This window comes from Nocardioides psychrotolerans (assembly GCF_943371775.1).
Classification (GTDB): domain Bacteria; phylum Actinomycetota; class Actinomycetes; order Propionibacteriales; family Nocardioidaceae; genus Nocardioides; species Nocardioides psychrotolerans_A.
Genome location: NZ_CALRWD010000019.1, coordinates 43,860 through 58,126, shown reverse-complemented (window position 1 = coordinate 58,126; position 14,267 = coordinate 43,860). Strand labels below are relative to the sequence as shown.

General features: G+C 65.1%; 5 protein-coding genes and 3 rRNA genes. 2 read left to right on the top strand and 6 right to left on the bottom strand.

The features are described 5' to 3' along the window. Positions 1–46 precede the first annotated feature (46 nt). The 5 genes from rrf to tyrS form a co-directional block, all read right to left on the bottom strand. Positions 47–163 (bottom strand): 5S ribosomal RNA (gene rrf / locus AAG827_RS07885). 145 nt (positions 164–308) lie between these two features. Then, positions 309–3,433: ribosomal RNA gene (locus tag AAG827_RS07880) — 23S ribosomal RNA — on the bottom strand. 411 nt (positions 3,434–3,844) lie between these two features. Then, positions 3,845–5,372: ribosomal RNA gene (locus AAG827_RS07875) — 16S ribosomal RNA — on the bottom strand. The 16S, 23S and 5S rRNA genes sit together here, the layout of an rRNA operon. Before the next feature lie 402 nt (positions 5,373–5,774). Beyond that, positions 5,775–6,827, bottom strand: coding sequence for an alpha-hydroxy acid oxidase (locus tag AAG827_RS07870; RefSeq protein ID WP_341925347.1), 1,053 nt, complete (start codon positions 6,825–6,827; stop codon positions 5,775–5,777). Between the two features lie 4 nt (positions 6,828–6,831). Continuing rightward, positions 6,832–8,103 (bottom strand): tyrosine--tRNA ligase, encoded by a 1,272-nt coding sequence (gene tyrS, locus AAG827_RS07865; RefSeq protein WP_341925346.1) that lies wholly within the window; start codon positions 8,101–8,103, stop codon positions 6,832–6,834. A 105-nt stretch (positions 8,104–8,208) separates the two neighbouring features. Here tyrS and AAG827_RS07860 point away from each other — a divergent pair, with 105 nt between their 5' ends. Next, complete coding sequence (locus AAG827_RS07860; RefSeq protein ID WP_341925345.1) at positions 8,209–9,594, top strand: serine/threonine-protein kinase; 1,386 nt, start codon at positions 8,209–8,211, stop codon at positions 9,592–9,594. After that, a complete protein-coding gene (locus AAG827_RS07855; protein WP_341925344.1) occupies positions 9,594–12,380 on the top strand; it encodes a response regulator in 2,787 nt (928 codons plus the stop codon). Before AAG827_RS07860 ends, AAG827_RS07855 begins: the two co-directional genes overlap by 1 nt. On the opposite strand, the gene AAG827_RS07850 is transcribed toward AAG827_RS07855, so the two are convergent. Next, entirely contained in the window at positions 12,377–14,173 is a 1,797-nt protein-coding gene (locus tag AAG827_RS07850; RefSeq protein ID WP_341925342.1) for a SpoIIE family protein phosphatase, read from the bottom strand. The genes AAG827_RS07855 and AAG827_RS07850 overlap by 4 nt on opposite strands. Positions 14,174–14,267 lie beyond the last annotated feature (94 nt).

The following is a 14,267-nucleotide window of genomic DNA, read 5'->3' as shown; positions in this document are numbered from 1 at the left end:
AATAGCAGCAGGGCCACCTCGTGTGAGGTGGCCCTGCGCAATATTTGTCCGGCGGCGTCCTACTCTCCCACAGCCTCTCGACTGCAGTACCATTGGCGCTGGCAGGCTTAACTTCCGGGTTCGGGATGGGACCGGGTGTTTCCCTGCCGCTATGACCGCCGTAACTCTATGACCCGCATACCCCGCCTGTCGACGACCCAAGATGGGTCGTGGTGGCGAAGACCGGGTGGTCTTTGATGTGGACGCGAACAAACCCTAGGGGTTGTTGTTTCGTAGTGCGCGGAATTGTGGTTTCAGTTGAGGGTTTGTGAGACAAGCCCTCGGCCTATTAGTACCGGTCGGCTGGGCATTGCTGCTGTATACCTCCGGCCTATCAACCCAATAATCTGTTGGGGGCCTTACCCACTTACGTGGTGGGAAACCTCATCTTGAAACGTGCTTCCCGCTTAGATGCATTCAGCGGTTATCACTTCCGAACGTAGCTAACCAGCCGTGCCCCTGGCGGGACAACTGGCACACCAGAGGTTCGTCCATCCCGGTCCTCTCGTACTAGGGACAGCCTTTCTCAAGTTTCCTGCGCGCGCGGCGGATAGGGACCGAACTGTCTCACGACGTTCTAAACCCAGCTCGCGTGCCGCTTTAATGGGCGAACAGCCCAACCCTTGGGACCTACTCCAGCCCCAGGATGCGACGAGCCGACATCGAGGTGCCAAACCATCCCGTCGATATGGACTCTTGGGGAAGATCAGCCTGTTATCCCCGGGGTACCTTTTATCCGTTGAGCGACGCCGCTTCCACCTGCTGGCGCCGGATCACTAGTTCCGACTTTCGTCCCTGCTCGACATGTCTGTCTCACAGTCAAGCTCCCTTGTGCACTTACACTCGCCACCTGATTGCCAACCAGGCTGAGGGAACCTTTGAGCGCCTCCGTTACATTTTAGGAGGCAACCGCCCCAGTTAAACTACCCATCAGGCACTGTCCCTGATCCGGATTACGGACCTAGGTTAGATATCTAGTACGACCAGAGTGGTATTTCAACGTTGACTCCACAACCACTGGCGTGGCCGCTTCACAGTCTCCCACCTATCCTACACAAGCCGAACCAAACACCAATACCAAACTATAGTAAAGGTCCCGGGGTCTTTCCGTCCTGCCGCGCGTAACGAGCATCTTTACTCGTAGTGCAATTTCGCCGAGTCCACGGTTGAGACAGCGCCCAAGTCGTTACTCCATTCGTGCAGGTCGGAACTTACCCGACAAGGAATTTCGCTACCTTAGGATGGTTATAGTTACCACCGCCGTTTACTGGGGCTTAAGTTCTCAGCTTCACCACTTGCGTGGTTGACCGGTCCCCTTAACCTTCCAGCACCGGGCAGGAGTCAGTCCGTATACATCGTCTTACAACTTCGCACGGACCTGTGTTTTTAGTAAACAGTCGCTTGGGCCTGGTCTCTGCGGCCCTCCCCGCTGCCGGCTGCAAGAGCCTTGACGGTTCGGGCCCCCCTTCTCCCGAAGTTACGGGGGCATTTTGCCGAGTTCCTTAACCATGGTTCGCTCGATCGCCTTAGTATTCTCTACCTGATCACCTGAGTCGGTTTGGGGTACGGGCGGCGTATAGCTCGCTAGAGGTTTTTCTCGACAGCATAGGATCAACCACTTCCCCCATACGGGGTCGGCATCACGTCTCAGGCACGTCATCAAAGACAGTGTTCCGGATTTGCCTAGAACACACCCTACCTGCTTACCCGTGGACAACCATCGCCACGGCTGGTCTACCTTCCTGCGTCACCCCATCGCTTGACTACTACCGGTTCGGATCCCACGCTACGCTCACCAGCCTCGCCCCGAAGGGTCCGGTCCAATGAGTTTCGGATGGTTAGCATCACCGGGTTCATCATGGGCGCTACTTTGCCGGTACGGGAATATCAACCCGTTGTCCATCGACTACGCCTGTCGGCCTCGCCTTAGGTCCCGACTTACCCAGGGCAGATTAGCTTGACCCTGGAACCCTTGATCATTCGGCGGAAGAGTTTCTCACTCTTCATTCGCTACTCATGCCTGCATTCTCACTCGTGTCGCGTCCACACCTGGATCACTCCGATGCTTCACCCGCGACACGACGCTCCCCTACCCATCCACACACCTGAACCACGAAGGCTAAGTTATATATGTGAATGCCATAGCTTCGGCGGATGACTTGAGCCCCGCTACATTGTCGGCGCGGAATCACTTGACCAGTGAGCTATTACGCACTCTTTCAAGGGTGGCTGCTTCCAAGCCAACCTCCTGGTTGTCACTGCGACTCCACATCCTTTTCCACTTAGTCACCGCTTAGGGGCCTTAGCTGATGGTCTGGGCTGTTTCCCTCTCGACAATGGAGCTTATCCCCCACTGTCTCACTGCTGCGCTCTCACTTACCGGCATTCGGAGTTTGGCTAACGTCAGTAACCTGGTAGGGCCCATTAGCTATCCAGTGCTCTACCTCCGGCAAGAAACACGCAACGCTGCACCTAAATGCATTTCGGGGAGAACCAGCTATCACGAAGTTTGATTGGCCTTTCACCCCTATCCACAGGTCATCCCCTCAGTTTTCAACCTAAGTGGGTTCGGTCCTCCACGCGGTCTTACCCGCGCTTCAACCTGCCCATGGATAGATCACTTCGCTTCGGGTCTAGATCGTGCTACTCAAACGCCCTATTCGGACTCGCTTTCGCTACGGCTACCCCACACGGGTTAACCTCGCAACACAACGCTAACTCGCAGGCTCATTCTTCAAAAGGCACGCCATCACAACCCCCGAAGGGACCGCTCTGACGGATTGTAGGCACACGGTTTCAGGTACTATTTCACTCCCCGCCAGGGGTACTTTTCACCTTTCCCTCACGGTACTAGTCCGCTATCGGTCATCGAGAAGTATTTAGGCTTAACGGGTGGTCCCGCCAGATTCACACGGAATTTCAGGAGTTCCGTGTTACTTGGGAAATCACTCGACAGACCAAAGCTTACACTTACGGGGCTATCACCCTCTACGGCGCCACTTTCCAATGGGCTTGGACTTCACTTTGGTTTTCTTACTGTCTCATCCGCCGGCAGACGAATATGAATGCTCCCACAACCCCACATGCGCAACCCCTGCCGGGTATCACACGCACATGGTTTAGCCTCATCCGATTTCGCTCGCCACTACTCTCGGAATCACTTTTGTTTTCTCTTCCTATGGGTACTGAGATGTTTCACTTCCCCACGTTCCCTCCACACACCCTATTTTATTCAGATGTGGGTAACTGGACATGACTCCAGCTGGGTTTCCCCATTCGGACACCCCCGGATCACAGCTCGGTTGCCAACTCCCCAGGGCTTATCGCAGGCTCCAACGTCCTTCATCGGCTCTCGATGCCAAGGCATCCACCGTGTGCCCTTTACAGCTTGTCAACACAAACACTCAACAAAAACAACAAAGACACACACTACAAAAACAAACACACAACAACACACAAAACCCACCCACCAACCCGCAACCAGCCCGAAAGCCGATCCCAGATCCTGGGTGACGTCTGCGGTCATCATGTAGATGCTCGCGTCCACTATCAAAGTTTCAAACACCAAGAAAACACCAGACCCAACACCCCCCAACAGGGGGCCGGCCTGATCTCTCAGGGCCCAACAGTGTGTCAACTCCTCCACCCACGCGCATACACCCCGTTTTCCACACCCACAACTCACGTTGAGGGCCGTACTCAGAGATGCCACACGCCAGCTTCAGCGTTCATCGATGATTCCACTAGTGAACACCACCATTGCCACCTGGACGGATGCCAGGCGTGCGGGGCGTGTGCTCCTTAGAAAGGAGGTGATCCAGCCGCACCTTCCGGTACGGCTACCTTGTTACGACTTCGTCCCAATCGCCAGCCCCACCTTCGACGGCTCCCTCCACAAGGGTTGGGCCACCGGCTTCGGGTGTTGCCGACTTTCGTGACGTGACGGGCGGTGTGTACAAGGCCCGGGAACGTATTCACCGCAGCGTTGCTGATCTGCGATTACTAGCGACTCCGACTTCATGGGGTCGAGTTGCAGACCCCAATCCGAACTGAGACCGGCTTTTTGGGATTCGCTCCGCCTTACAGCATCGCAGCCCTTTGTACCGGCCATTGTAGCATGCGTGAAGCCCTGGACATAAGGGGCATGATGACTTGACGTCATCCCCACCTTCCTCCGAGTTGACCCCGGCAGTCTCCTATGAGTCCCCACCATTACGTGCTGGCAACATAGAACGAGGGTTGCGCTCGTTGCGGGACTTAACCCAACATCTCACGACACGAGCTGACGACAGCCATGCACCACCTGTATACCGACTAAAAGGGGCCCCATCTCTGGGGCTTTCCGGCATATGTCAAACCCAGGTAAGGTTCTTCGCGTTGCATCGAATTAATCCGCATGCTCCGCCGCTTGTGCGGGCCCCCGTCAATTCCTTTGAGTTTTAGCCTTGCGGCCGTACTCCCCAGGCGGGGCGCTTAATGCGTTAGCTGCGGCACGGAACCCATGGAATAGGCCCCACACCTAGCGCCCAACGTTTACGGTGTGGACTACCAGGGTATCTAATCCTGTTCGCTCCCCACACTTTCGCTCCTCAGCGTCAGGTAATGCCCAGAGAACCGCCTTCGCCACCGGTGTTCCTCCTGATATCTGCGCATTTCACCGCTACACCAGGAATTCCGTTCTCCCCTGCATACCTCTAGTCTGCCCGTATCGAAAGCAGGCACCGAGTTAAGCCCGGTGTTTTCACTCCCGACGCGACAAACCGCCTACGAGCCCTTTACGCCCAATAATTCCGGACAACGCTCGCACCCTACGTATTACCGCGGCTGCTGGCACGTAGTTGGCCGGTGCTTCTTCTGTACCTACCGTCACCACCCACAACGGGCGCTTCGTCGGTACTGAAAGAGGTTTACAACCCGAAGGCCGTCATCCCTCACGCGGCGTTGCTGGATCAGGCTTCCGCCCATTGTCCAATATTCCCCACTGCTGCCTCCCGTAGGAGTCTGGGCCGTGTCTCAGTCCCAGTGTGGCCGGTCACCCTCTCAGGCCGGCTACCCGTCGAAGCCTTGGTAGGCCATTACCCCACCAACAAGCTGATAGGCCGCGAGCACATCCTCCACCGAAAAAACTTTCCACGACCAACCCATGCAGGTAGTCGTCGTATCAGGTATTAGACCCCGTTTCCGAAGCTTATCCCCAAGTGGAGGGCAGATTACTCACGTGTTACTCACCCGTTCGCCGCTCGTGTACCCCCGAAAGGGCCTTACCGCTCGACTTGCATGTGTTAAGCACGCCGCCAGCGTTCGTCCTGAGCCAGGATCAAACTCTCCGTAGAAAATTCAAACCCGACAAAAAACAAAACTGACAATTGCCAGAATCATTAACTGCCGAAAAAACAAACCCACAAACAATTAAGATGAGGGCATACAAACTAATTCATCGACTATGACACACTGTTGAGTTCTCAAAGATCAGACGCACACCAGAGTTGACGGTTTCCCGTCGCCCCTAGGACACTGGTTCCCACACGACTCTTCCCCGGGCTCTCGTCTGTGGCTCGAAGCCGGTGACGATCATCCGGTGAAGGATTCTGGTGGGTGTCTACCTCGGGGCCGGGAGCCCGACCTCTCGGTCTTGCTCCCCGCCGCTCCCTGGCGACATGGAAAACATTAGAGGAGTTCCTCAGAAGTGCCAAATCGAGTGGACGTGACGCGGGCCACAATCGCGTTTGCGCAGGTCAGAGGCGGTTTGGGGCTGGTGGGGCGCTGAGGGCGGCCACGTCCGCCAGGGTGCGACAGCCGCAGAGACGCATCGTCTCGACCACCTGGGAGCCCACTTCCCGATGCATCCGGGCCACTCCTGGTTCACCATCCGTGAGCGCATAGAGCGCCAGCCGGCCCAGGAAGACCGCATCCGCACCCAGGGACAGCGCCGCGACCACGTCGAGTCCCGACCGCACTCCCCCGTCGACGTAGACCTGGGCCTGGTCCCCCACGGCCGCGATCACGTCGCGCACGACGGCGGCCGTCGACACTGCTCGGTCCAGCTGCCGTCCGCCGTGGTTGGAGACCCACACCGCTCGTGCGCCGGCCTGGACGCAGCGCACGGCGTCGTCGGGTCGGAGGACGCCCTTCACGACGACCGGCAGCCCGGTGTGCTCCGCGAGCCAGTCGAGGTCGTGGGGCCCCAGGTCGAGTGCCTTGTCGGACCCCGGCTGGTCGTCGTGCCCGGCATCGAAGTTGACCCGCAGCTGCGCGGGGTCCACCACGTCCCAGACGACGCGACCCGTGGGGTACTTGGTGCCGACCACCGGTGTGTCCACCGTGAGGACCACCGCGGAGGCGCCGGCCGCCACCGCACGGTCCAGCATCGGCACCGCCAACGTCCGGTCCGCGGGAAGGTATGCCTGGAGCCACCAGTGCACTCCGGTGTCGCCGATCAGCGAGAACCTGGTGCCGGCGTTGGACGAGACCACCATGACCCCGCCGGCCTCCGCGGTCGCCCGCGCCATCGCCAGCTCCCCGTCAGGGTGCACAGCCCGCTGCAGCGTCGTGGGGGCCACGCCCCAGGGCACACCCACCCCCGTGCCCAGCAGGTCGGTCCCGAGCTCCACGTCGGTCACGTCGCGCAGGACGTGGGGGTGGAGCTCGACCGACGACCAGGTGTCGACGGCCCTCGCCGCGGTGCGGCCCTCGCGCGCCCCCTGTGCGACGTACTCGAAGACGGGACCGGAGAGCCGGGCGCGCGCCTGCTCCTCCAGTCCGGAGAGCCAGCGCGCGTCCTCGGTCATGGGCTCAGACGACCTCGACGCCGGCGAACTTCTTCTTGCCCCGGCGCAGGACCAGCCAGGACCCACCGATCAGGTCGGCCTCCGTGGGCACCGCGTCGGGGTCGTCGACCCGGACGTTGTTGAGGTAGGCGCCGCCCTCCGAGACCGTACGACGAGCCTCACCCTTGCTCTTGGCGAGCCCGGTCTCCACGAGCAGGTCCACCACCCCCGGGATCCCGGCTGCCCGGTCGACCCGCGCCGTGCCGGTCTCCTGCAGGGCGGCCGCCAGGGTCGCCGTGGACAGGCCCGTCAGCTCACCGCCACCGAACAGCGCAGCGGCAGCGGCCTTCGCCTGCTCCATCTCCACGGCTCCGTGCACGAGGGCCGTCACCTCGTCGGCCAGGGTCTTCTGACCCTCCCGGAGGAACGGCTTCTCGGCGTGCCGAGCCTCCAGGGCCTCGATCTCCTCGCGCGACAGGAAGGTGAAGACGCGCAGGAGCTCACCGATCTTCTCGTCCTCGGCGTTGAGCCAGAACTGGTGGAAGGCGTAGGGCGAGAGCATGTCCGGATCGAGCCAGAGGGCGCCACCGTCGGTCTTGCCGTACTTGGTGCCGTCGGCCTTGGTCATCAGCGGTGTCGCGATCGCGTGCACCTTGTGCCCGTCGGTGCGACGGATCAGCTCGACGCCGGCCGTGAGGTTGCCCCACTGGTCGGAGCCGCCGAACTGCAGGGTCACACCGTGGTCGCGGTGCAGGTTGAGGTAGTCCATGGACTGGAGCAGCACATAGCTGAACTCGGTGTAGCTGATGCCGGACTCGAGGCGGGTGCGGACGACGTCGCGGGCGAGCATCCGGTTGACGGGGAAGTGCTTGCCGATGTCGCGCAGGAAGTCGATCGTCGACATCGGCGCGGTCCAGTCGAGGTTGTTGACCATCGTGGCGGCGTTGTCGCCCTCGAAGGAGAGGAACGGCTCGATCTGGCTGCGCACCCGCCCGACCCACTCCTGGACGGTCTCGGCGGTGTTCATCACCCGCTCGCCCGCCTCCTTGGGATCGCCGATCATCCCGGTGGCGCCGCCCACGAGCGCGAAGGGCGTGTGCCCGGCGTCCTGCAAACGCTTGGCCGTGAGGATCTGCACGAGGTGACCCATGTGGAGGCTCGGCGCGGTGGGGTCGAAACCGACGTAGAACCGCACGCTCCCGCTGCTGAACGCCTCACGGAGGGCGTCCAGGTCCGTCGAGTGCGCGATGAGGCCGCGCCACTCGAGGTCGTCCAGGAGGGTGGGATCGAGGGTCACGACAAGCCTTTCGGGTCCGGTGCTGCCGGGCACCAGCCTGCCGTATCGACGTACGGGGCGCCCAACGGGTATTCGACTACTAGGGTTGGGCCGGAGGAGGACGCAGTGATCGCAGGCAGGTACTCGCTCGACCGGGAGATCGGGCGAGGAGGCATGGGCGCGGTCTGGCTCGGGCGCGACGAGGTGCTCGGACGTCAGGTCGCGATCAAGCGCATCGGCATGGCGCCCGGTGGCAGCAGCCCCGACCTCCTGCGCGCCGAGCGTGAGGCGCGCCTGGCGGCGCGGCTCAACCACCCGCACGTGGTCGCGGTGTTCGACCTCGTCGACGAGGACGACGCGCAGTGGCTGGTGATGGAGTACGTCGAGGGCAGCACGCTCGCCGAGCTCGTCCGGACCAGCGGCGCACTCCCCGTGGACCAGGCAGCCGCGATCGTCGCGCAGGCCGCGGAGGCGCTGGCCGCAGCGCACGAGGCCGGGATCGTCCACCGCGACGTCAAGCCCTCCAACATCCTGGTCACGCCCGACGGCCAGGTGAAGCTCTCGGACTTCGGCATCGCCCGTGCCGAGGCGGATGCGTCATTGACACAGACCGGTCTGGTCACGGGCTCCCCGGCCTACATCTCCCCCGAGGTCGCGTCCGGGCGACAGGCCACCGACCTGAGCGACGTCTGGTCGCTGGGCGCGACGCTCTTCCACGCGCTGGCCGGCGCGCCGCCCTACGACATCGGCGACAACGTCATCGGCGGCCTCTACCGGATCGTGCACGAGGAGCCGCCCCGGCTCGACACCGCCGGTTGGCTCACCCCCGTGCTCGACTCGAGCATGACCGTCGACCCCGGGGGTCGCTGGTCGATGCAACAGGTCGTGGACTTCCTCCGCGCCGGCCCCTCGGCGACTCCCCCACGGCCGGTGCCCGCCCGTCGTACGCTCGCGGCCGACACGGGGTCGTCCTCGACCCAGGTCATGTCCCGGATCCTGCCCCAGCCCACCGCCGACCCGGGCGGTCGACCGTCCCGACGTCCCTCACGGCTGCTGCCGATCCTGGTGGGCGTCGTGGTCGTCGCGCTGCTCACGGTCATCGGCGTCCTCGTCGGGCTCGACCGCGGTGACGGCACCGGCCAGAGCGGCACCCCCTCCACCTCGGCCTCGTCACCGTCGTCGCCGACGTCCGCCCCGGCCGACCAGCCGACCGCCCGGGGCATCGTCAGCTTCACCGAGGACTACCTCCGGACGGCGAGCAGCGACCCCGCGGCCGGCTTCCGGTTGCTGACCCCCGGCTTCCAGGCCCAGAGCCCCGGCTACGACGACTTCTGGGGGTCGGTGAGCAACGTCGAGGTGCTCAACATCTCGGCCGATGCGGAGAACCTGACGGTCTCCTACACCTACCGCTACGACTACGACACCGGGCGCACCACCGAGACCCGCACCGAGGACATCGACCTGGCGCTCGCCTACGTCGACGGCGAGTACCTCATCTCCGGAGAGGCGTGATGGACCTCCCGGAGCTCTACCGCGACATCGTGGAGACGTCTCCTGACGGGATCTGGGTCTTCGACCTCCAGGGCAACACGCTCTACGCCAACGCCGAGCTCGCCCGGATGTACGGCGTGCCCCGCGACGACTTCATGCGCGTCACGGTCTTCGACACCCTCGACCAGCAGGGACGCGCCCAGTTCGACGAGCACCTCGTCGGCGTGCGGCGCGGCGAGCTCAACGACAACGAGGTGGAGTGCCAGTTCGTCCGGCACGACGGCTCCACCACCTGGATCCTGGTGCGCGAGAGCGCCCTGCGCTCCCCCGACGGCTCGATCACCGCGATCCTGCACCGGATCTCGGAGTTCACGGACCGCCGGGCCACCATCAACGAGCTCGAGGCGAGCCGCGAGCGCCTGGCCGAGGCACAGCGCATCGCCCGCGTCGGCAGCTGGGACTGGGACCTGGTGGCCGACAAGATCACCGCGTCGGCGTGGCTCAGCGAGATCTACGGCCTCACGGACGAGACCTTCCCCCACACCTACGCCCTCTTCCTCGCGATGGTGCACCCCGACGACCTGGCCACGGTCGAGGAGTCGGTGGCCACGTCGATCGAGACTGGCGAGGAGTTCGTCTTCGTCGCGCGCATCCGCGGCAGGGACGACTGGATCTGGACACGCGGACGCGGGATCGTGCGTCGCGACGACAACGGCGAGGTCCTCTCGATGTCCGGCACGCACCAGGACATCACCGAGGTGAAGGAGGCCGAGATCGCCCTGCTCGACCTCCTCCGCCAGAACGTGCTCATGCAGACCGTGGCGAGCGCCGCCAACGAGGCGCACACGCTCACCGACGTGCTCAGCCACGCCCGCAGCCTGGTGGTGCTGCACGACGACTGGCGACGGGCGCGAGCCTTCACCGTGGCCGACGACGGCACCGTCGCGCCGCTCTACATCACCGATGCCGACCGCGAGGCCGACCAGCGGACCCCCGAGGAGACCGCCCGCGAGCTCGCGCTGGCGACCCGGGCCCACCTGGCCCGCGCCACGGTGTGGAGCGAGGATCGGCTCACGATCGCCTTCAACGTGATGTACGACGACGTGGTCCACGCCATCGTCACCATCGCCTCCGACCCGCCGCTCTACCGCCACCAGATGATCCAGGACATGGTCGAGTCGATCGCGCTCCAGCTCGGCCAGGTCGCGGAGCGGGAGCACACCCAGCGGGTGCTCGCCGACGCACGCGACGACGCGATGGAGGCCTCACGACAGAAGTCGGAGTTCCTCGCGACGATGAGCCACGAGATCCGCACCCCGCTCAACGGCGTGATCGGCCTCAACGACCTCCTCATGAGGACCGCGCTCGACCCCGAGCAGCAGCGGCTCGCCGCCGGTGTCCAGGTCGCCAGCAGGGCCTTGATGAGCGTCATCAACGACGTGCTCGACTTCTCCAAGATCGAGGCCGGCAGGCTCGAGCTGGAGCAGGTCGACTTCGAGCTCCGCCCACTCCTCGACGAAGTGGCCAGCGTGATGGCAGAAGCCGCTCGCAGCAAGGGCATCGGACTCGTCGTCGAGTGTGACGACAGCGTGCCCGAGCGGCTCGGCGGCGACCCGACGCGGCTGGCCCAGGTGCTGTCCAACCTGCTGTCCAACGCCGTGAAGTTCACCGACGTGGGCGAGGTGCGCGCCTGCGCACGCGCAGCCCCGCGGGATGACGGCTTCGTGCTGACGGTGGAGGTGAGCGACACCGGGATCGGCATCGCCCCCGAGGAGGTGCCCGGGCTCTTCGCGCCGTTCACCCAGGCCGACTCCTCCACCACCCGCCTCTACGGCGGCACCGGCCTCGGGCTGGCCATCTCCAAGGAGATCGTCGAGGCGCTGGGAGGCACGATCTCCTACAGCCCCCACGTGCCGAGCGGCAGCACCTTCACGTTCACCGCCTCGATGGCGAGCGTCGCCGTCAGCGCGCCGCGTCCCCTGGTCGCACCCCGGCCGGCGGCACCTGCGGAGAAGCACCACCGCGGGCAGCACGTGCTCGTGGTCGAGGACAACGCGGTCAACCAGATGGTCGCGGGCGGGCTGCTGGAGTCCATGGGCTACACCGTCGAGCTCGCCGACGACGGGCTCGCCGCCCTCGAGGTGCTCGCCCGCCGCGCCTTCGACGTGGTGCTGATGGACGTGCAGATGCCCCGCATGGACGGCTACGCCGCGACCCGTGCCCTGCGGGAGATCGAGGGTGGCGGGCGTCGTACGCCGGTGATCGCGATGACGGCCGCCGCCGTCGACGGGGAGCGCGAGCGGTGCCTCGAGGCGGGCATGGACGACTACCTCACCAAGCCGGTCGACCCGGGTGCCTTGGGCGAAGCGCTGGCACGGTGGGCCGGAAAGCCTCACGAGGAGCCTCCCGTGGGCGATGATGTCCTCGTGCTCCCGCCTACCCCGCCCATCGACGGCCTCGACGTCGAGCGGCTCGACATGCTGCGCGACCTCGACCCGGGCAACACCAGCTATCTGGACCGGGCGATCAACAACTTCCGGACCAACTCCGTCACCGCGGTCGAGACCATCCGCGAGCACGTGCTGGCGGGCGACGCCGACCAGATGCGGCAGGCCGCGCACAAGCTCGCCGGCAGCGCGCTCAACCTCGGCGTCGTGACGTCGGCCGCAGCGGCGCGCGAGCTCGAGTGGCTCGGCGACTCCGGCACCACCGACGGTGCCGTCGACCTCCTCGGTCCGCTCGAGGCCGCCCTCGACGAGGGCCGCGCGTTGCTGAGCAGCTACCAGGCGACGTACACCGCCTCCTAGGGCTGGAGCGAGCCGAACCGCACCGCGAGCAGGGCGACGTCGTCCTCCAGGCCCCGGCTGTCACCGCCCAGCTCCTCGAGGAGCTGGTCGAGGAAGGCGTCGAGGTCGCTCGTCGACGTCCTCGAGGCCAGGTCACGCAGGCGAGCGAGCCCCACGTCGAGGGACTCGCTGCGGCGCTCGAGGAGTCCGTCGGTGTAGAGCAGCAGCAGGGATCCGGCAAGGACCGGAGCGTCGTCGTCGTGGCGCACGGTCTCGGGGGCGACCCCGAGGAGGGGTGAGCTGCCGGATGGGCTGTCGAGGAAGCGCGCGGAGCCGTCGGGCCCGACCAGGAGCGGCGGCAGGTGGCCCGCGTTGCTCCACCGCAGACGCCAGGTCGCCTGACCGTCCACGTCGACCTCCTCGACCCGGGCGAGGACGGCGCTCGCGATCGTCTCCAGGCCGAGGTCGCGCATGGCGAGGTCGAGACGCTGGAGGTCGTGCGACGGCGCCCCGCTCGACATCCAGGACGCCATCCGGAGCATGCTGCGCAGCTGGCCCATGACGGCCGCGGCCTCGATGTCGTGGCCGATGACGTCACCGATCATCAGGTCGGTCCACCCGGCCCGGGTGACGACCGCGTCGTACCAGTCACCGCCGACCTGCTCGCGGGCACCGGCGGGGCGGTAGCGCGCCGCCAGGTCGAGGTGCGGCGGCTCCGGGAGGCGGGTGAGCATCGCGTTCTGGAGCGTCAGCGCGACGTCGGAGCGGTCCTCGAGCAGGATCGCCCGCTGCACGGCCTGGGCGGTGTAGGACGCGAGTGCCTCGATCGTGATGCGGTCCTGCTCGGAGAAGGTCCGCTCCGTCGGCCAGACCAGCGCGAGCGCACCGTAGGCCCGCCCGCCGGCCACGAGCGGCACGAAGGCTCGCGCCTCGCCGAGCTGGGCGGGGTTGGCCAGGTGGGGGTAGCGCTCGTTCTGGGCGGCCCGGGTGGCGAAGAAGACCGGGCTCTGGTCGGTCAGGGCTGCACCCAGGGGGTTGTCGAGGCCGAGCGGCAGCTCGGCGAAGCGGGCGGCGGAGCGCCAGCTGGAGGCGGTGTCCTCGATGAAGGTGAGGGTCTCACCGGCGGCCTTGGCAGCCGTCGAGACGCCGTAGGGGCCCCCGGTGCCGGGACCGACGACGAGCTCGGAGGCGCGCAGCCACATGCCGGCGCGCTGGCAGCCCAGCTGCTCGCGGCTGACGGTCGCCACCGACTCGGCGACGGCGGCCAGGGTGTCGGTCGCGGCCAGCCCGGTGCTCAGGGCGAGGAGGGCGCGGCTGCGCTCGTGCAGCTCCTCGGCGGCAGCCAGGGCCGCCGCCGTCGCCTGCTGGCGCTCCCGCTCCCCCAGCTCGGCCGAGCACGCGACCGCGAGGTCCTCGAGCGTCGCGAGCTCCTCGGACGTCCAGGTCCGGGGGGTCGAGTCGATGGCGCAGAGCGACCCGATCACCTCGCCCCGGACGTCGGTGAGGGGCCAGCCGGCGTAGGCGATGACGTCGAGCTCCTCGATCGCCAGGTTGCCGGCCAGGCGCGCATCGAGGCGGGCGTCGCCGATCACCAGCGGGCTCGCGTCCTTGACGACGTACTGGCAGAAGGAGTGGGACAGGGGCGTCTCCCGCACCTCGTCGAGCGGGCCGGGCAGTCCGGCGGCCCCGCGGAAGACCTGACGGTCCGGCTCGACGAGGGAGACCAGCCCGATCGGCACGTGGAGCAGGCGACGGACCAGGCGCGCGTAGTGGTCGAACGTCGGCGCGCTCGTGTCCGCGTCCTGCTGCGTCATGGTCCCCTCCTCCGCCGCTCCCCGGAACGTGACGTGTCATCGTCTCGTGTGAGGGCCGTCTGCGACGAATTGTGCTCGACGGAGGGATGTCGAG

What these genes read in the sequence shown, in the direction of transcription:
- AAG827_RS07850 (WP_341925342.1), bottom strand. Translation starts at nt 14,173, where the DNA reads ATGACGCAGCAGGACGCGGACACGAGCGCGCCGACGTTCGACCACTAC.
- AAG827_RS07855 (WP_341925344.1), top strand. Translation starts at nt 9,594, where the DNA reads ATGGACCTCCCGGAGCTCTACCGCGACATCGTGGAGACGTCTCCTGAC.
- AAG827_RS07870 (WP_341925347.1), bottom strand. Translation starts at nt 6,827, where the DNA reads ATGACCGAGGACGCGCGCTGGCTCTCCGGACTGGAGGAGCAGGCGCGC.